The sequence below is a fragment of the Enterobacillus tribolii genome, assembly GCF_003363015.1.
In the GTDB taxonomy this organism is placed as follows: domain Bacteria; phylum Pseudomonadota; class Gammaproteobacteria; order Enterobacterales; family Enterobacteriaceae; genus Enterobacillus; species Enterobacillus tribolii.
In genome coordinates, this window is the sequence record NZ_QRAP01000005.1 from 103,091 (window position 1) to 122,196 (window position 19,106).

13 protein-coding genes are annotated in these 19,106 nt (G+C 60.3%); 4 read left to right on the forward strand and 9 right to left on the reverse strand.

What is annotated here, in order from left to right:
• Positions 1-6 precede the first annotated feature (6 nt).
• Entirely contained in the window at positions 7-552 is a 546-nt protein-coding gene (locus tag C8D90_RS11755) for a serine acetyltransferase (protein ID WP_115458643.1), read from the forward strand.
• Here C8D90_RS11755 and fhuB read toward each other — a convergent pair.
• From fhuB to hrpB, 9 genes are all read right to left on the reverse strand, one after another.
• On the reverse strand, positions 521-2,485 hold the full coding sequence (gene fhuB, locus C8D90_RS11760; protein ID WP_115458644.1) for a Fe(3+)-hydroxamate ABC transporter permease FhuB: 1,965 nt from the start codon (positions 2,483-2,485) through the stop codon (positions 521-523). The two genes, C8D90_RS11755 and fhuB, sit on opposite strands and share 32 nt — an antisense overlap.
• On the reverse strand, positions 2,482-3,375 hold the full coding sequence (gene fhuD, locus C8D90_RS11765; RefSeq protein WP_115458645.1) for a Fe(3+)-hydroxamate ABC transporter substrate-binding protein FhuD: 894 nt from the start codon (positions 3,373-3,375) through the stop codon (positions 2,482-2,484). The genes fhuB and fhuD overlap by 4 nt, the downstream gene beginning before the upstream one ends.
• A complete protein-coding gene (gene fhuC / locus C8D90_RS11770) occupies positions 3,375-4,181 on the reverse strand; it encodes a Fe3+-hydroxamate ABC transporter ATP-binding protein FhuC (RefSeq protein WP_115458646.1) in 807 nt (268 codons plus the stop codon). The genes fhuD and fhuC overlap by 1 nt, the downstream gene beginning before the upstream one ends.
• Positions 4,182-4,226: 45 nt before the next feature.
• Positions 4,227-6,359 (reverse strand): ferrichrome porin FhuA, encoded by a 2,133-nt coding sequence (gene fhuA, locus C8D90_RS11775; protein ID WP_376744966.1) that lies wholly within the window; start codon positions 6,357-6,359, stop codon positions 4,227-4,229.
• A gap of 320 nt (positions 6,360-6,679) precedes the next feature.
• Positions 6,680-7,459, reverse strand: a complete 780-nt coding sequence (locus C8D90_RS11780) for a hypothetical protein (protein WP_115458648.1) — start codon at positions 7,457-7,459, stop codon at positions 6,680-6,682.
• Between the two features lie 32 nt (positions 7,460-7,491).
• Complete coding sequence (locus C8D90_RS11785; RefSeq protein ID WP_115458649.1) at positions 7,492-11,202, reverse strand: hypothetical protein; 3,711 nt, start codon at positions 11,200-11,202, stop codon at positions 7,492-7,494.
• Between the two features lie 100 nt (positions 11,203-11,302).
• The gene (locus C8D90_RS11790; RefSeq protein WP_115458650.1) at positions 11,303-11,653 is read right to left on the reverse strand and encodes a hypothetical protein; all 351 of its coding nucleotides are present in this window, start codon (positions 11,651-11,653) and stop codon (positions 11,303-11,305) included.
• Between the two features lie 288 nt (positions 11,654-11,941).
• Entirely contained in the window at positions 11,942-14,449 is a 2,508-nt protein-coding gene (gene mrcB, locus C8D90_RS11795) for a bifunctional glycosyl transferase/transpeptidase (RefSeq protein ID WP_162844398.1), read from the reverse strand.
• 92 nt (positions 14,450-14,541) lie between these two features.
• A complete protein-coding gene (gene hrpB / locus C8D90_RS11800) occupies positions 14,542-16,983 on the reverse strand; it encodes an ATP-dependent helicase HrpB (protein ID WP_115458652.1) in 2,442 nt (813 codons plus the stop codon).
• Positions 16,984-17,085: 102 nt separating this feature from the next.
• Between hrpB and thpR the strand changes: the two genes are divergently transcribed.
• From thpR to dksA, 3 genes are all read left to right on the forward strand, one after another.
• Positions 17,086-17,631, forward strand: a complete 546-nt coding sequence (gene thpR, locus C8D90_RS11805) for an RNA 2',3'-cyclic phosphodiesterase (RefSeq protein WP_115458653.1) — start codon at positions 17,086-17,088, stop codon at positions 17,629-17,631.
• A gap of 9 nt (positions 17,632-17,640) precedes the next feature.
• Positions 17,641-18,348: a DNA/RNA nuclease SfsA gene (gene sfsA / locus C8D90_RS11810; RefSeq protein ID WP_115458654.1), complete on the forward strand. Its 708-nt coding sequence runs from the start codon at positions 17,641-17,643 to the stop codon at positions 18,346-18,348.
• Positions 18,349-18,542: 194 nt separating this feature from the next.
• Positions 18,543-18,998: an RNA polymerase-binding protein DksA gene (gene dksA, locus C8D90_RS11820; protein ID WP_115458655.1), complete on the forward strand. Its 456-nt coding sequence runs from the start codon at positions 18,543-18,545 to the stop codon at positions 18,996-18,998.
• Positions 18,999-19,106: the final 108 nt, after the last annotated feature.

Consider the following 19,106-nt stretch of genomic DNA (forward strand, 5'->3'; position numbering starts at 1 on the left):
CGGCATATGGCGAGCAACCTGAAACGCGCCTGGCGGGAAATCGCCGGCGCGGGCAGCATCAAGGCCAAACTGGCGATTTTTTTCTACCGGATGTCGACCCTGTGGCGTAGTCGCAACCCGCTGCTCAAGCTGACAGGGCTGCCGTTCGCCATGCTTAACAAGCTGGTGAATGAGTGTCTGTTTTGCGTGGAGATCCCCCACCATACCCGTATCGGCTACGGGCTGAAGCTCTATCATCCGCACTGCGTGGTGATTGGCCGGGGCGTGGTGATCGGCGAAAACTGCACCCTGCGTCAGGGCGTCACCATCGGCAACGTGACGTACCGCAACGGTGACGCCAGCGAAAGCCCGGTGTTGGGCAACGACGTGGAGCTGGGGGCGAATGCCGTGGTGATCGGCGCCATCACCATCGGCGACGGTGCGACCATCGGCGCGGGAACGGTGGTCACCAAGGACTTGCCGCCGGGCGCCACGGTCGTCGGCGGGGCATTCCGCACATTGAACGCCCGCAGCGAAGCGTTCAGCGCCCCTGACGGCGCAGCAGGAAAATGAAGTACGGCGCGCCGATAAAGGTCGCCAGCAGCCCGGCCGGGATCTGGTAGGGGAAAATCATCATCCGTCCGCACCAGTCGGCGAACATCATCAGGAAGCCGCCCAGCAGCGCCGCAATCGCCAGTTGCGGCAACGCACGGCGGAAGCCCAGCATTCTCGCCATGTGCGGCGCCATCAGGCCGACAAAGCTCAGCGGCCCGGTCGTCAGGGTTGCCGCCGCGGTCATGGCGGCGATCAGCAGCAGGATCGCCACCCGCGCTTTCACCAGCGGCACGCCGATGGCGCGGGCGGTTTCCCCGCCCAGCGGCAGCGCCGTCAGCCAGCGGCGGACCAGCGGCGTTAACGCAATCAGCGCCACGGCGGTCGCCAGCGTATAGCACGCCTGATCGGCGCTGACGCTGTAGGTCGATCCCGCCATCCAGGCCAGGATCGCGCCGGTACGCGGATCGCCGCTCGCCAGCAGCAACACCACCAGCGCGCTGAATACCGTGCTCAGCGCCACACCGGTCAGCAGCATACGCTGGGCCGAGAATCCCCGGCGGGAAGAAACCAGCAGGATCACCACCAGCGTCAACGCCGCGCCGACGCTGCCTGCCGGCATCGTCCAGCCAAAGCCGCCCGTCGGGTTCAGGAACAGCATGACCAGCACGCCCAGCGCCGCGCCGGAGGAAATGCCCAGCACCTCCGGGCTTGCCATCGGGTTGCCGGTCAGTTTTTGGATCATACTACCCGCCACCGCCAGCATCATGCCGGAAGCCAGCGCCGCCAGCACCCGCGGCCAACGCCACGGCAGCAGGTTATCCGCCGGCGCCCACGACCAGCCGTCAACGCCTTTGCCATAGAACAGGGCCGCCGCCATCGTCAGGGCCAGCAGCACCAGCCCCGCGCTCAGCCAGCGCCAGGGGTAACGGCGTTCAGGCGCAAGGCGTTCGCCCTGATGCACATCCGGCTGACCGCCGCCGCGCAGGCGCGGCAATAACCACAGCAGCACCGGCGCTCCGAGCAGAGCCGTCGCCGAACCGGCAGGAATTTCATGCCAGAACATCCCCAGCACCTGCACCGCCTGATCGGTCAGCCACAGCAGCAGCGCGCCCATCAGCGGCGCCATCAGCATACGCGCCCCTAAGCGCCGGGCGCCGCACATGCGCGCCAGCAGCGGCGCAAACAGGCCGATAAAGCCAATCACGCCGACGGCGCTGACGATCTGGGCACCAATCACCACCGCCAGGGAAAGCGACGCCAGCCGGGCGAAATTCAGCCCCAGGCCGAGGTTTTTCGCCACCCCGTCGTCCAGCCCCAGCAAGGTCAGCGGACGCAGCAGCAGCACCGCCAGCACGATGGCCAGCAGCAGCCGCGGCGCCAGCGATGTGACGCCCTGCCAGTCATGCTGATTCAGCACGCCGCTGGCCCAGATAAAGATGCCCTGCAAATCCTGATAGTTGAACAGCGCGATCAGCGAGCTCAGCGCGCCGCAGTACAAGCCCACCACCAGCCCCGCCAGAATCAGGGTAACCGGCGCAATACGTCTGCCCCAGGAGAGGCCGAATACCACCAACGCCACCGCCGCTGCGCCGAGCAGCGCCGCGCCCTGCATCAGCGGGCTTTGCGCCGGCACGGCCAGCACCGTCGCCAGCGTCAGGCCAAACTGCGCGCCGGCGGAAACGCCCAGCGTGGCCGGTTCCGCCAGCGGGTTACGCAGCACCTGCTGGAACAGCAGCCCGGAAAGCCCCAGCCCGGCGCCGGCCAGCAGGGCCATTACGCTGCGCGGCAGCGTGCTGTAATGCATCACCACCTGACGGATATCATTCTCATCCGGCGCAAAAAACGCCTGCCACCAGGCATTCAGCGGCAGCTGATGTTGCAGGTTAAACAGGGTCAACAGCAGCGCGACGATCGCCATCAGCGCGGGGAATATGCCAATGCGGTATCTCATGGCCGCTCTCCCAGCGCATGACCGAGCAAATCGCAAAAACGCATGGCCGACAGCGTCGCGCCATAAAACCACACCGCCGGCTGCACCTGCACCGGCCGCTTGCGTACGAACGGCAGCGCGCGCCACAGCGGCGTTTGTTGCACCTGACGCAACAGTCCTTCATTGCCGTGGCTGAAGAAGATCCCCTGCGCATCGTCAATAGCCGCCAGTTGCTCGATGCTGACGACGGCGCTGCCCCAGAAATTGGTTTCGCCCTGCCAGGCGTTGGTCAGCTCCAGCCGCGCCATCACGTCCGCGAACAGGCTGCCGCGCCCCAGCACCAGCGCGCTCCCGGCATTCATCAGGGTAAACAGCAGCAACGGCACGGCGCGCCAGGCGCGCAGTTGCTCATGCGCCTGCTGCAGATGCTGTTCCACACGCGCCAGATGCGCCTGCGCACGGTTTTCCAGCCCGAGCGTCGCAGCCAGTTGCCGCAACGACTGCATCGCCAGCGGCAGCGGATGGCCGGAACCGTCGTTGAAGGAGAATCCCTGCGCCGGCGCAATGCGCCCCAGCATCTCCGGAGGCGTACCGAAGCCATTGGAATAAAGCAGTAAGGAAGGGTTGAGCTGCTGCACCAGCTCCATATTCGGCTCGGTGCGGGTGCCGAGATCGCGCACCGACGCCGGCAACGCCGGCGCCTGCACCCAGAGGTTGTAATTGCGGATATCCGCCACGCCCATCGGCGTCACGCCCAGCGCCAGCAGCAGCTCCGTCGGCAGCCATTCCAGCGAAAGAATGCGCGCGGTATCGGGCGTTTGCGCCGCCGCAGGCCAGGCGGGAAGCAGCGGCGTCAGGGCCAGCGCCGTCAGCAGACGGCGGCGCAGATAATCGGGATGATCGTTATTCATCAGTAGACAAAACTTACCGGCGCGCCGCCGGCCGGGTGCGGCAGGATCCCCATCGGAATGCCGTAAATCTTCTCCAGCACGTCGCTTTGCATGATCGCCTGCGGCGTACCGCGTGCAATCAGCTCGCCGGCGCGCAGGGCCACCAGGCTGTCGCAGTAACGGGCCGCCATATTGATGTCATGCAGCACCGCGATCACCGTCAGCCCCTGCTCACGGCTCAAACGCCGGATCAGCGCCAGCACTTCCGCCTGATGCGCGATATCCAGCGCGGAAGTGGGTTCGTCCAGCAGCAGGCAGCGGCTGTCCTGCGCCACGCACAGGGCCAGCCAGGCCCGCTGGCGTTCGCCGCCGGACAGGCTGTCCACCAGACGATCCGCCATCGGACGCAGATCCACCATTGCGATCGCCTGTTCCACTTTCTCTCTGTCGCCGCTGCGAAACCGCCCGAGCGCGCCGTGCCAGGGGTAGCGCCCCACAGCCACCAGCTCGCGCACCGTCATCCCCTCCGCCGCCGGCAGTTGCTGGGGCAGATAGGCGACCTCGCGCGCGAAGTCTTTGCTTCCCCACTGATCCAGGGAACGACCGTTGAGTGAAATACGCCCCGACGTGGCGGGCTGATGACGCCCCAGCATTTTCAGCAGGGTGGATTTGCCGGAGCCGTTGTGGCCGATCAGGCCGCATACCTCGCCCGGCGGTAACGTCAGGGAAACATCATGCAGCAGGGTTCTGCCGGGTACGGTAAAACTGACCCGATCCAGTGAAAAGACGGCGGATTCGCTCCGCGGGTGATGATTCAGTTCAGGCATAATCTCTGTCGGAGGGCGCGAAATACCGCGCCCTGAACATTACTGTCAGAAGCGGAACGTGGCCGTAGCCACAACCCGGCGCTCAGCGCCCCAGAAACATCCCTGAGCGTCAAAGCAGCTGGCGACGTACTCACGATCCAGCAGGTTAGTGACGTTAACCGCGACGGAAGAACCGTCCAGCCCGAAACGTCCCAGATCGTATTTCACCACCGCATCCATTACGGTCGAGCTGCCGACTTTAAAGCTGTTCGCCGCGTCGCCATAGCTGGAGCCGATGAAGCGCGCGCCGGTACCAAGCGTCAGGCCATACAGCGGACCGCCGTGGAAGGTGTAATCCCCCCACAGGGACGCCATATTTTCCGGGATCTGGTACGGGCGCTTATCCTGCAGCGTATTGTCTTTGGTGTATTTCGCGTCGGTATAGGTGTAAGACGCGGTCACGTTGATGTCCGTGGTTAAAGCCGCCTTGGCTTCCAGCTCTACGCCGCGCGAACGGATTTCACCGCCGGTGACGCTGAAGAACGGATGATCCGGGTCTGCGGTCAGGTTGTTGGTTTTGGTCAACTGATACAGCGCGCCGGTCAGCACGATCGGGCGATCGTTGGGAATGTATTTCACCCCGGCTTCATACTGACGCCCCTTCGACGGCGAGAACGTCTGGCCGCTGAAGCTGGAGCCGGTATTCGGTTCGAACGATTCGCTGTAGCTGACGTACGGGGAAATGCCGTTGTCGAACAGGTAGTTCAGCCCCAGACGGCCGGTAAATTCGCCGTCGTTGCGATCGGTGCTGGCGCCGGTGCTGCGGGTCAGGGTGGATTGCTCCAGCCAGTCATAACGGCCGCCTGCGGTCAGCACCCAGTTGTTCCACTCGCCCTGCTCCTGTACGTACAGGCCGGTTTGCTTAATGCGGAACAGCTGGTAAGGCGCCGCGCTGTCGAAATCGAAATCGCCGTATTGCGGGTTGTAAACATCAAGCGCCGGCGCGGTGCCGAAGGTCGCGCTGATGTCGTTACGCATGCGGGAGAAATCGACGCCCGCCAGCAGGGTATGACGCACATCGCCGGTTTTAAAGTCGCTTTGCAGCTGAGTGTCCACGGCGAAGCTGTTGAGTTTTTCACGCGACACCACGGAGCCGCGGCTCAGGTAGTGGTTGTACTCGGAAGGCGCGATGCCGGCGCAGCTGGCGCTGCCCGAGTTGACGCTGCACAGGTTGGTGCCGTACAGGCCGTTCTGATCGTAACGCAGCTTCATGTAACGCAGATTCTGGCGCACGGTGAAGACGTCGTCGAATTCATGTTCGAAGTTGTAACCCACCATGCGCTGCTGACGCGCCGCCATGTTGTTGGAGGCAGTTTCGTTGAAGTCCACCGGCAGGCGCGAGCCGTTCGCCAGCGGATCGACGGTGCCGGTGCGCGGCAGCCAGCCGTAGTAGCCGGTGGCGGGGTCGTTCTGAATGTTCGCCAGCAAGGTCAGGTTGGTCTGATCGTTCGGCTTCCAGCTGAATGCCGGCGCGATGGCGTAACGCTTCTCTTTGGCGAAATTCTGCTGATCGTTTTCGTCGCGGGCCAGCCCGGTCAGGCGGTAAGAGTAGATGCCCGCGTCGTCCAGCGCGTCGCTGAAGTCAAAGCCGGTCTGGAACAGGTTATCCGTGCCCATCTTGAACTGCACTTCGCGCAGCGGTTCCGTGGTCGGGCGCTTGCTGACCATGGAGATAATCCCGCCCGGACTGCTGTTACCGTACAGTACGGAGGTCGGGCCGCGCATCAGTTCCACACGCTCCAGCATGTAGGGGTCGATCACCGCTTCGGTGTAGAAGTTCCCCGCCAGCTTCAGGCCGTCGAGGTAGTTATTCTGGTTGACTGAGCCAAAACCGCGAATCAGCACCACGTCATAAGTGTTAGAAGAACCACGGCTGGAAACCGTCACGCCGGGAGTGTATCCCAATGATTCTTTCACCGACTGAGGCTGGTGCGTATCCATTTCCTCACGCGTCACCACGGAGACGGACTGCGGCGTTTTCTCCAGCGGGGTATCGGTTTTGGTGGCCGTGGCGCTGCGCTTGGCGGCGATAGTGGGCGAAGGCCCCCAGGCACTTTCCTGCGCGCCGCCGATGTCGGATGCGGTTACGGTAATGGTTTTTTCGGCCGTATCATCTGAGGAGGTGTCCGCCTGCGCCATCCCTGCCCACAGGCCCAGCACGGAAGTGATTGCCGCGGCAAGCCGGGTCCGTGATCTAACACGCTTTTGTATCATAGCTATTTCTCTGAATGAATAATAACGCAAACGATAATTATTATTATAAGCGCGAGATGATATGCGGAAATGCACGCGGACTTCAAGGGAAGAATCGCTGCGCGATCGCTTCTTTTTCGTCCTTAACACCCGTGAAACAAATGACAACCCCGTCCCTGGGTTTCCCTTATCTCGCTAAATCACAATGATATAACGCATTTTTGCGGGATATCCTGCTAATGAACATCGTTGCGGGGAAATGCCGGTTAACGGCGCTTTAGGGTGACCCTGACCGTCAGGCTGCCGATGTTGTCTGCCAGGCCCACGCCATAGGAGCCGGGTAAATCATCATTCGGACACAGTTGCAGTTGGCCGGTGAGGCCGGCGGGCGTCTCGCCATGACTACCCACCCAGAAAGCCTGCTTATTGATGCGGCCGACCAGCCCGCCTTCCGGATAGCCGGGCAAAGCGTAGTCGGGTAACTGAATCCGGCGCGGGCCGCCATTGGCATCGCATCTGGGCAATTGCGGGCTGATAAACCACCACCCGCTAACATACTGAATCACAGCCTTCTCGCCCTCCCCCACCGTGATGTCCATATCCTGCCAGGGGCGGTTGGCCTGGACGATCACGGTTTTCGGATAGTTAAGCCGTAACGCCTGATCAATATCGTTCCGCGAATAACCGCATGATACCAGCACCTCCCGCATCTCGGTTTCCCTGGTTTGCGGGTAGACACTCACATCCAGCAGCGCAACGACGAGTTCAGCCGCGTTCGGAGCGATGGGATAAAGGGCCTGTGCCAGCTCGCTGATAGACTTGCTGTAAGGCCGTAACAACCTGGCATAGTCCAGCAGGGATAAATCCTGGCAAGACGCCACTGCGACCTGAATGAAGGTTTTAAGATCCGCCATGTCCAATGCACGGGGATTGCCCCGGAGCTGAGAAATGATATCCAGCACGCTGCGAACGGCGACAGTCGAGGGCTGACCCTGGCGTTTTTGCTGTTCCAGCAGTTGTGAAAACATACCGGGTTCTATATTCATACCTATTCTCCGTAATCAAACCGAACAAAAAACTATTGTGAATATGCCGCCCGTAATGCTGCGGCTAAATCTTTCAGGGCAAGATCGGGGCGGGCGCTGACCAACCCCGCTAACGTTTCCGACGCTTGATATCCGGCACCAGCCATGGCGTTGGCAAGTTCGACGCTGCCGGTGAGCGGATGGGCAGCGATCAGCTGTTTGCCGCACTCCGCTCCGCTCAGGCCTTGCGCGAAAGCACGTTGCGCCAGCACTGCCGGCGTATCCGGCGCGCCATAGGCTGCCTGCAGCGCCGCGGCTAAATCCTTCACAGAGAGACCCGGACGCGCACTGAGCAGCCCCGCCGAGGTTTCTGCCGCGGCGTATCCGGCATCCGCCATGGCGCTGGCAAGCTCGACGCTGCCGGCGAGCGGATAAGCGGCGCTCAGGCGTTTGCCGCACTCCGCGCCCCTGATGCCCTGAGTGAAGAGTTGGGCCGCCGCCTGCTCAAGAGACAGCGCGGGGCCATATACCGCGTCAAGCACCGCCGACAGCTCGGCCCGGCTGACTTGGGGCCAGGCGACGGTTAACCCGCCGTCGGCGTCTTCCCGTGAGTAGCCGGCGCGGAACAGGCCGCGCGCGGTTTCCGTCAGCGTCGCGGCGGCATAGACGCTACGTAAGGCGGGTGCGGTTTCCGTCACCGGATACCCTGCGCCCGCCAGGCAGCAGGCTAATGCAGAAAGCTTCGCCGCAGGTCTGTCATGCAGTAAAAACAGGCCGCATTCAACGGCGGACTTTCTCCGGCTGCGGGCTATCGCCGCCAGGTCAAGCAGAGAGCGGAATACGCGCCATTCCCCGCTCCACAGCGCGGGCAGAGCGCCCGATGCATCCGCCACCCGGCCGGAAATCCGCGCAAAGAAGAATCCGGAGCCTTCTTCCATCAGCAGTGGAAAAGCATAGGTCTGCTCCGGCGCTGTAACGCGGGCCGACCAACGTTTTTCGCCGCGCCGGGCGCGTAGCTGTAAATGGCTGTGGCTGGCCTGCGCCGGTGCCTGCCAGGTCACCAGTACCTTTTCGCCCTGAAGCGAGACGTCACTCAGCGTACAAGCGGGGATGCGGGTACGATGAATTTCCCGGCTGAACGCGCTGCTCAGGTTAGACAGGGAGGAAAGCGCCCGCACGGAGAATCGGTAGTCCGTGTCACCGTATTCAGGAAGGTCAGGATTGAAAACGTAATAAGGTTCGGCGGTGCTCACGGTGTGTTCACTGGTCCCGGAGCAAATCTTTAGCTGAAATTCGTCGGCCCTGCCCGCAGGGGATGACCATGAGATCCGCAGCCCCTGTACCTCCAGATAAGCGTCCTCCGGCGCAGGAGGCGACAGCCTGTTCAGCTCACAATGGGCTAAGGGGCTGAATTTTCCGTTACCGGCGGCGAGCACCTTCAGGACATATTTCTCTGTAGTGTCCACTGCATTATTTCTGGGGAACACCGCCAGACAGGGTGTATCTGCGGTTTTACTCTCTGCCAGCAAGCGGTTATCGGCGTCATACAACATCGCATGATATTGACTCGACAACGCCACCGGGCTCCACGAGAACACGATCTCCGGCTGACCGTCCGCATTCACCCGCACACCGGCAAGCAAATGTTCAGGTTTATCCGGCGCCGCGGCCGGGTCTGGTCTGGGTTCCGGCTTCGGGTGATCCTTCGTGTGCATCGCAATCAGCGCAAACAACGCGCCTAATGCAGCGGCCGTTACCTGCCCGCCATATTCTTCAATCAGCGCGCTAACCGCTGCGCTAATCGCATTGGAAATAACCTTGTCAATCAAATTACGGCAGGCGAGCGTCGCCGCAACCTCCAGCGCTTCTTTCCCGGCCAGTACCAGTAAAATCTTACTCAGGTTCTCGCTGTTATTTACGATCCCCTCTAACAGGGAGGAAGCCGCCCCCGCTAACGCCTGCCCGATAATATCGGGCAGCGCTTCCCAACTAACGTTTTCCGGCAGTTCAACCTGAATCACCGAGGGCAGATCGAGCTTCAGAATTTCCTCATCAAACATATGCAGGGCGTAATGCCCATTCAGGCACAGGCACGGCATTTTTCCGCCGCTCGTCTGCGCGAATGATGGCCTCAGGCGAAACGTGGTATGCAGCAATTTTTCATTAATGAAACCGGGAATTTTGCTGCAAATGTCGCCCCGGGCCGAATTCGCCCATTTTTTTATCTCTTTGGCAAAATCAATACATGCATGCGAGAAATCAAAATCCGGCCAGCCAGTGACGGAAAAACCATCGTCACGGTTATAACTGAAGCCGAGCGTCACCTGCCTGGGAATAAGATTGCGGAACACCTTAGCGTTGACGGTAATATTTCCTTTAACATTCAGCTTTCCGGCCCGGCTTCGCGTACAGCTGACATCAATATCACCGCAATAGTGGCCGAAAAAACAAACGCCACCGGAAAAGAACATGGCAAGGTGCTGTTCTTTTTTAGCCAGGCCAAACTCCGGCCCCTCCGTGCCACCTTTCCCGGTAATCTGGATAATAAAAAGATCGATGGGCGTATGCAGCGCTACACTGCCCACAACGGCGTCTTTGGTAACCTGTAACCTCAGGGAGAAACTCAGCGTTTTCCACAGCGTCAGGCTGACGTTCGCCAGAATATTAAATCCTTTCTGGTATTGATCGTCACTAAAGCAGGCAGGAAGAGACGCTTTCTCCGCGCGATAATAAATTTGGCTGCCAGAACCCAATTGCAGTTCAAACAGCGTTGCAGGCCAGGAAATATCAAGAGATTGCTCAAAAAATTTGCTGACAGAGAAATCCTGCTCAATCGCCACAACGGCAAGCACCGGACTGCCGTTATATAAATACAATTTTCCGCTTAGCGTCAGATTGGCATAATTCACGCTACCATTCAGCCAAATCAGTGATTCGCCTGGTTCAAGCGACGCGTCGGTATTTCTGGCTTCCACCGCATCCTTATAGACATAGGTCAGGCAGAAAGTCAGCCTGGCTAATACCACTCCACGCATCTTGCCGCCAAAAAGCTTTTCGAGGCAGTGAGACGAAGTAATTTCCGCGCAGAGCTGATGGCCGTCTGATTTTACGCTTCCCTGAAACACATACTGCGCGTCAAACAGATTAACGGACAGTTTCCCTTCTAACTGGAAAGCACGGCGTTTCTCCGATGCGAGCTGCAGGCAAAAGCGCAGTTGGCTGAAAGTGAAAAGGCGCAATAACGTGATGTCGGGCAATACGGCGCTGAACATCACCTCGCATAAATTATCCGCCGCATTTTTGGTATTATTTAACAGCGCATGCAACGCCAGCTGATTTTCCTGCCCCGGTATGCCGATTTCGATCAAATGATCCAGAATATCAATGGCACGCAGATTCACCGACAGCCAAAAAGCCGTGGTGTTATCCATCGGCACCACCGTGGAAGCAATGCCTTCGGGCAGCGTGTAAGCCGGGAATATCTCTTTGAGCGTTTTACCCGCGCCGGTTTCCCGGCGCTTGCCGAAGGTAAAGAACCCTGCGTTGTCTGCCTTGATATACCCTTCAGGCAATGAGCAACCGAATGCGGTATTCAGCAGTTGCAGAACATCCGGCCCGCCCTGCTCACCGCGCACTAAATCCGCCTGAATCAGATAATAGTCGCCGCTAATTGTCAGAACACATCCCAGCGGCCAATTAATATTTCCACCCAGCAGTGATCCGATTTGTAACTCAGCATGAATACTAAAACTCAATGTGTCCATACATTATCTCGCTGGACGCAGAACACCGGCGGTATGTAATATTACGAACAGAGCAAAGGGACTTCGTAATATATCAGATGATTCAGGGAAGGTAATGGCGTCAGCCCGGTGCGTTCACTTCATCAAACTCCCCCTTCTCTGAATTATACTTTCCTTCCTGAACCTTAACATCCAGAGCACGAACCGTTTTCTCAATATTCGCTTTCTCCAGAAGATATTTCGGCGGCGCAACCGCAACATAAATATGTGACTTATCACCTACTGCGACTTCCAGTATTTTCCCGCCGTTCTTGGTTTCTTTACCCTCAGGATCGGTTTGAACAGCAATAAACTTCACCGGATTCGCCGGCGTCATTTCTCCCGCAGGAATACTAAGGCTGACATTTATGCCGCTTTCAGGCTTGCCGCCTTTATCAGTGAACCCCAAAGACAGTGACACATCAATTTTCATAGAAATATCCTTAATGAGGAAAAGTAAAAAACTCTCAGGATGACAGAACTGATATTCACGTTATTACACAATACAATTAAATAATGTTTCCGGCATCTTCTTATACAGTGACAAACATCACATAACGAAGGGAAATAAAAAATAGGAATAGCTATATGTCATATAAAAAACGAAAACATATCTTCGACAAAGAATTGAAAAAAGCAGGCAGGAACAGTATTTCGCAGGAAGGAATACCGGAGTCATCGGCGGGCGCAGCGCCCTGATGCCGAGACTCCGGTTAATGGTTTACTGCCCAAACATCTCTTTCACCCAGGCCGGCGCATCGCTTTCGCTTTGCTCCTCAACCTGCGGCTGAGAACGGCACAGACTCTGCGGGTTATCCGTCCATACCGGTAAGGTCCGCACGCCGCCGGAGCACACGAAGTTACCCCCGTCGTCGATACCCAGGGTGGCAATGCCTTCCGGCGGCACCAGATTCAGCGCCAGCGGCGTCTGGTTCTCCAGATAACGGCGGTACAGCGTCAGCGCGCCGTTGGCGCCGGTCAGCTTGGCCGGGCCATTATTATCGCGCCCAACCCAGGCGATGGTGACTTCCTTACCGTCGATGCCCGCAAACCAGCTGTCGCGCAGGTCGTTGGTCGTCCCGGTTTTCGCCGCCAGGTTGTAGTTGGGGAATTTCACCGCCAGAGAGCGCGACGTACCGCGCGCCACCACCTGCTGCATGCCGTACAGCGTCAGGTAAGCGGCCTGAGGCGCCACCACGTTCTGAGCCTGCGGCAGGCTGCGGTACATCACGCTGCCGTCTTCGGCGATCACTGAACGCAACGCCGACAGCGGCGCACGGTTGCCGCCGCTGGCGATAGTCTGATATTCCTGCGCGACTTCCATCGGCGTCAGGCTGATGGCGCCCAGCAGAATGGCAGGAACCGGATTGATCACCTCTTTCGGAATGCCCAGATGTTGCAGGGTCGCGCTCACCTGATCCAGCCCGATCGCCATCCCCAGGTTCACCGTAGGTACGTTCAGCGAGTTGGCAAGCGCATCCACCAACATCACCTGACCGCGGAAACGGCGGTCGTAGTTCTTCGGCTCCCAGACCTGACCATTCGGCTGCTTCAGCGCCAGCGGCTGATCCGCCAGCCAGGTGTTGAGACGGTATTTATCCGGCTGACTTAACGCGGTGAGGTAGGTCGGCGGCTTCGCCAGCGAACCGACCGAACGGCGCGCGTCCATCGCCCGGTTAAACCCGGCGAACTGCGGCTGGGCGCTGCCCACCATCGCCCGGACTTCCCCGGAGAAGCGATCCACGATCACCATAGCCGCTTCCAGATCCGGCAGATTGCGCGCCGCTTTCAGCGCCGGCACGCCGTCCGTAACCGCCCGCTCCGCCGCATCCTGCGAAACCGGGTCCAGCGTCGTAAAGATTTTCACCCCGGAGAGGTTGTTGGCCTTGTCGCCCAGCTTCTGCACCAGCTCCTGGCGCACCAACTGCATGAAGGCCGGCTGAGGCGTGATCACGCCGCCTTTCGGCTGCACGCCGAGCGGACGGGCGCTCAGCATCGCATACAGCTCGCCGTCGATGATCTTCTGCTCCTGCAACAGGCGCAGCACCACGTTACGGCGATCCAGCGCCATTTTCGGATTACGCCACGGGTTATACAGCGAAGCGCCCTTAACCATACCGACCAGCAACGCCTGCTGATCCAGGCTCAGCTCATCGACCGGCCGCCCGAAATAGTACAGGCTTGCCAGCGGGAAACCGCGGATCTCGTCGCCGCCGCTCTGGCCGAGGTAGACTTCGTTGAGGTACAGCTCCAGTATGCGATCCTTGCTGTAGCGGTAGTCCATGATGAGCGCCATGTAGGCCTCATTGAGCTTACGCCACAGCGAACGCTCGTTGGTCAGAAACAGGTTTTTGACCAGCTGCTGGGTCAGCGTACTGCCGCCCTGCACCGCGCGTCCCGCCGTCAGGTTAGCCACCACGGCACGCCCGATGGAGTACAGGCTGATGCCGTCGTGTTCGTAGAAGTGGCGATCTTCGGTAGCGATCAGGGTACTCACCAGCAAATCCGGGAATCCGCTGCGCGGTACGAACAGGCGCTGTTCGCCGTTCGGCGACTGCAACATGGTGATCAGGCGCGGATCAAGGCGGAAGAAGCCGAACTGGCGCTGGTTTTCCAGGTTCTTGATTTGCGTCAGACGATCGCTGCCGAAGGTCAGCATGGCATGGATCTGCCCTTCTTTGCCGTCGGGAAAATCAAACGGCCGGCGCAGCATCTCAATGCTGTTCGCCTTTACGGTAAACTCACCCGGACGCGTAATGCGGCTCACTTCGCGGTATTGCATGCCCTGCAGCAGATCGACCATCTCTTTCTTGCTGTAGGACATACCGGGTTCGAGGTTGACCATGCGGCCATAAACCGCCGCCGGCAGTTGCCACACTTTGCCGTCGATACGGTCGCGGATCTGCGAATCCAGGTAGACGCCATAAAACGACAGCACGGCGATAACAATCAGCGCCAGCTTCGCCAACAGGCAGAGCAGGCGGCGTTTGCGGGATTTTTTCGGTTTTTTGCGCGCCACGTCTTCCTCATCATCGTAGTCATCATCATCGTCATAACGATCGTCGTCATCGTAACGATCGTCATCATCGTCATCGCGAAAATCATCCCGATAATCATCATCGTCATCGTCGTAACGCGGCCGGCGCCGCTCCGGCGCCTGCCTGCGCGGCGGCGCACTGCGGCGTTTATTCCCTTTACGGCCGATCGGCTCGCGATCATCCCCTGACATCATTGTATTCTCCGGCTGTTACGCGGCCCTCGCCGCCTACTTTGCTTTCACTGCCCGTGGGCAGGAACGGGAAATCTCTGAATTATGCCCGCTTATTGGTGGCGCTTCGTTTTACGCGTCGGCGCCGCGCTGCCCGGATCGTCCGGCCATACGTGTTTGGGATAGCGTCCCTTCATCTCTTTTTGAACTTCACGGTACGCGCCCTGCCAGAACGCGGCCAGATCGCGGGTGATCTGCAACGGGCGACGGGCGGGCGACAACAGCTCCAGCACCAGCGCCACGCGCCCTTCGGCAATCAGCGGGCTGCTCTGCTCGCCGAACACTTCCTGCAGGCGTACCGCCAGCACCGGCGGCCGATCGCTGGAATAGCGGATGGGCAACCGGGAGCCGGTCGGCACAGTGTAATGAGTTGGCAGCGCGGTATCCAGTCGCTGACGCGTCGGCCAGTCAAACAGCCGCATCAGCGCGTCGCTCAGGTTGATCTGGCGCAGACCGCGTACGTCGCGTACGCCATCGAGCGAGGGCAGCAGCCATTGCTCCAGCGTGTCGAGCAGGCTGTCATCGTCCACCGCAGGCCATGCCACCTCCGGCAGCCATTCCCGCGCGCACGCCAGACGCAGGCGCAGTTGCTCTGCCGCCTCATCCCAGTTCAGCGCCGTCAGGCCGCGCTCGCGCACCCATTCCAGCAAGGCGGCGGATAACTCCTGCGCGGAAGGCTTGGCCAGTTGCTGCGATTTCAGCACCAGCCGCCCGAGCTGCTGTCGCCGCCAGGCGCGCAACGTGCCTTTCTCTTCGTCCCACTCAACGCTGGTTTGTTCGCTCACCAGATGCGGCAAGCGGCGGGCCAGTTCCTGCGGATCGCAGGGCAATGCCAGCGTAATACGCGGCTCACTGTTGGCGCCCGCGCCCTGTAACAGGCTCACCGCAATCAGCGCGGGCGTGCGCGCCAGCGCTTCGTCCGGGTCCATCGCGGCGCCAAGCCCGTTCGCCAGCAGATAGCGTCCGTCCTGTCCGCGCGCCGCGCCGATGCGGTCGGGGTAAGCATGCGCCAGCCAGAATGCGGCGTCATCCGGATTCACCGGCGCTTTCGCGCCGCCCAAACGCCGGAGCAGTTGTTCCGCGCGCCGCCGCCAGTGCGGCTGCGGGTGGTAGAGCGCGTTACGCATATCAATGCCGCCCTGACGCGGCGGTTCCTCGGCAATCGCCGCCAGTAATGAAGCCGTCGCCGGCGCGTCTCCGCCCTGCGCTTTCGCCGCGCACAGCATCGCCGCCAAACGCGGATCGCTGCCCAATTCGCCCATCGCACGGCCCAGCGCGGTGAGCTGCTGGCGTTCATCAATGGCGCCGAGCTGCGCCAGTAAACGCCGCGCGCTTGCCAGCGCCGGCGCGGGAGGGTGATCCAGCCAGGTAAGCTGCGCCGGATCGCGGCAGCCCCACAGCAGCAGATCCAGCCACAGCGCGCTGAGATCGCTGTGCAGAATTTCAGCATCATTATATTCCGCCGCCCGTTCCGCCTGCTCGGCGGAGACCAGATGCCAGCAAATCCCCGGTTCAAGGCGCCCGGCGCGGCCTGCGCGCTGCGTCATCGCTGCCTGGCTGGCGCGTTGGGTGACCAGCCGCGTCAGGCCGTTGCGCACGTCAAAACGGCTGACGCGGTCCAGCGCTCCGTCCGCCACCAGGCGGATACCGTCGATGGTCAGGCTGGTTTCCGCGATGTTGGTCGCCAGCACCACCTTACGCCGCCCCGCCGCCGCCGGCTCAATAGCCTTCTGCTGGTCGGCCAGCGTCAGTGCGCCATATAAAGGACAGATGTCGGTGTCCGCTTCCACCCGCTCCTGCAAATATTCCGCCACGCGGCGGATTTCCCCCGTGCCGGGCAGAAACATCAGCAGGGAGCCGCTTTCCTGGCGCAGCATCGCCAGCACCGCGTTTCCTGCCGCCTGTTCAAAGCGCTCATGGGGCGAAAGCGGCTGATAGCGGCGTTCAACCGGAAAGCTGCGGCCTTCGGCGCGGATCGTCGGCGCATCCGGCAGAATACGGCTCAGGCGGCCGTCGTCCAGCGTTGCGGACATGATTAACAGACGCAGGTCATCGCGCAGCCCCTGCTGGACGTCCAGCAACAGCGCCAGAGCCAGATCGGCCTGGAGGCTGCGTTCGTGGAATTCATCGAGGATCACCAGAGAAACCCCTTCCAGCGTGGCGTCCCGTTGCAGCATGCGGGTCAGAATGCCTTCCGTCACCACCTCAAGCCGGGTAGACGGTCCGCTTTTACTCTCTCCGCGCAGCCGGTAGCCGACGGTTTCTCCCGGCTGTTCCCCCAGTTGCTGCGCCAGCCGGTACGCCACGCTGCGCGCGGCCAGGCGGCGCGGTTCCAGCATGATGATTTTTCCCGGCAATGCGGCCCGCTGCAGCAGTTGCAACGGCAGCCAAGTCGATTTACCCGCGCCGGTCGGGGCGTTGAGTAAAACCTGCGGCGCGGTGCTTAACGCCGTCAGCAGGGGGTCCAGGACATCGGCAACCGGAAATTGGGACACGCGCGTTCCTCTCGGGCTGGTTCAAAAATAAGGCCGGGCATTGTAGCATCAGGGAATGAATTTGAGCGATTGCCTGATTAATCCGCTGCGGGAGGGGCCGGGATGACCATAAGCCAACGCCTGTTTTTCGCCCTGACGCCGCCGGAAAACGTGCAGCAGGAGATCATACAATGGCGTGCGCGCAGTTTCGCGCCGGAAGCGGGACGCCCGATCGCCGCCGCCAACCTGCACCTCACGCTGGCGTTTCTCGGCGAAGTCAGCGACGCCAAAGCCGCCGCGCTACAAAAGCTGGCCGGGCGCATTACCCAACCGCCGTTTACGCTGAAGTTGGACGACGCCGGACACTGGCCGCGCCCCGGCGTGGTATGGCTGGGCTGCCGACGTTCCCCGCGCGGGTTGTTGCAGCTGGCCGGCATGTTGCGCGCCCAGGCGGCGCGCAGCGGCTGTTATCAAAGCCCGCAGCCTTTTCATCCCCATATTACCCTGCTGCGCGGCGCCGACCGGCCGGTGATGCTGCCCGCCGCCACGCCGGGCTGGGAAGTCAGCTTCGACCACTTTTCCCTGTATGCTTCCGTTCACGAACGGGGACGTACCCGTTATCATCCCCTCGCCCATTGGCCGATGAGCGCGGCGTCCGCCCCCGAATAAAGGATAAACATGCTTTTTAATCCCCCGCTGCAAGCGGCGCGCCTGATCAAGCGCTACAAACGTTTTCTCGCCGACGTAGAAACCCCGCAGGGAGAGATCCTGACCATTCACTGCGCCAATACCGGCGCGATGACCGGTTGCGCCACGCCCGGCGACACCGTGTGGTATTCCACCTCCGCCAATCCCAAGCGTAAATACCCCCACAGTTGGGAACTGACGCACACGCAGGCCGGCGACTGGATTTGCGTCAACACCGCGCAGGCGAACGCGCTGGCGGCGGAAGCCATCAACGAAAATCGCATTATGGAATTATCTGGTTACACTAACTTGCAAAGAGAAGTACGGTACGGCTCGGAAAATAGCCGTATCGACTTGTTATTGCAGGCGGAAGAACGACCTAACTGCTATATTGAGGTGAAGTCTGTCACACTGCTGCAACAACAAGGCGGTTACTTTCCTGACGCCGTCACGTTACGGGGGCAGAAGCATCTGCGGGAGCTGCGGGAGCAGGCTGAACAGGGGCAACGGGCGGTGCTGTTTTTCGCCGCGTTGCATACGGGGATCGATCGGGTCGCCCCCGCCCGGCACATTGACGCACAATACGCGGATTTGTTGGCTCAGGCCTGCGCGCACGGCGTTGAGGTCATCAGTTATGGCGCTGAGATCTCATCCAGGGAAATTCGTCTTGCGACAAGGCTTCCGTTTAGCCTCCGTTAATGGGACATTAACGTAACGAAACAAAAAAGCGACGCAACGTCGCCGTAATGGTCGCCAAAGACGCCGTTCCTCACAACCCTGCTCAAGCGGGTGTCCGGAACAATTGCCAACCTTGGCAGCATCTGCTATTTATAGCGGCCTGATTTTTTCCCCCGTTTGGGGATCGCTAATGCGTGTTATGTAGGAGAAGCAACATGCAAGAAGGGCAAAACCGTAAACCATCGTCCTTGAGCATTCTCGCCATCGCTGGGGTGGAGCCGTACCAAGAGAAACCGGGCGAAGAGTACATGAATGAAGCCCAGCTGGCGCATTTTAAACGTATTCTGGAAGCATGGCGTAATCAGCTCAGGGATGAAGTTGACCGCACCGTTTCCCATATGCAGGACGAAGCAGCTAACTTCCCTGACCCGGTGGATCGCGCCGCGCAGGAAGAAGAATTCAGTCTTGAACTGCGCAACCGCGATCGTGAACGTAAGCTGATCAAAAAAATCGAGAAAACGCTGCAAAAAATCGAAGATGACGACTTCGGTTATTGCGAGTCCTGCGGCGTGGAAATCGGTATTCGCCGTCTGGAAGCCAGACCGACCGCCGATTTGTGCATCGATTGCAAGACGTTAGCTGAAATCCGCGAAAAACAAATGGCAGGCTGATCCCTGCCCATTACCCGCGGTGCCGTCGTCCGGCATCGCGGTATTCTTTCCGTTCGGCGCCGCCATCGCCGCCGCTCCGTGGTATCATGCCCTTAAATATCACTTCCC

Excerpts from the sequence above, each read along its gene's own strand:
- C8D90_RS11755 (WP_115458643.1), top strand. The coding sequence starts at position 7 with ATGGCGAGCAACCTGAAACGCGCCTGGCGGGAAATCGCCGGCGCGGGC.
- fhuB (WP_115458644.1), bottom strand. The coding sequence starts at position 2,485 with ATGAGATACCGCATTGGCATATTCCCCGCGCTGATGGCGATCGTCGCG.
- fhuD (WP_115458645.1), bottom strand. The coding sequence starts at position 3,375 with ATGAATAACGATCATCCCGATTATCTGCGCCGCCGTCTGCTGACGGCG.
- fhuC (WP_115458646.1), bottom strand. The coding sequence starts at position 4,181 with ATGCCTGAACTGAATCATCACCCGCGGAGCGAATCCGCCGTCTTTTCA.
- fhuA (WP_376744966.1), bottom strand. The coding sequence starts at position 6,359 with ATGGCGCAGGCGGACACCTCCTCAGATGATACGGCCGAAAAAACCATT.
- C8D90_RS11780 (WP_115458648.1), bottom strand. The coding sequence starts at position 7,459 with ATGAATATAGAACCCGGTATGTTTTCACAACTGCTGGAACAGCAAAAA.
- C8D90_RS11785 (WP_115458649.1), bottom strand. The coding sequence starts at position 11,202 with ATGGACACATTGAGTTTTAGTATTCATGCTGAGTTACAAATCGGATCA.
- C8D90_RS11790 (WP_115458650.1), bottom strand. The coding sequence starts at position 11,653 with ATGAAAATTGATGTGTCACTGTCTTTGGGGTTCACTGATAAAGGCGGC.
- mrcB (WP_162844398.1), bottom strand. The coding sequence starts at position 14,449 with ATGTCAGGGGATGATCGCGAGCCGATCGGCCGTAAAGGGAATAAACGC.
- thpR (WP_115458653.1), top strand. The coding sequence starts at position 17,086 with ATGACCATAAGCCAACGCCTGTTTTTCGCCCTGACGCCGCCGGAAAAC.
- sfsA (WP_115458654.1), top strand. The coding sequence starts at position 17,641 with ATGCTTTTTAATCCCCCGCTGCAAGCGGCGCGCCTGATCAAGCGCTAC.
- dksA (WP_115458655.1), top strand. The coding sequence starts at position 18,543 with ATGCAAGAAGGGCAAAACCGTAAACCATCGTCCTTGAGCATTCTCGCC.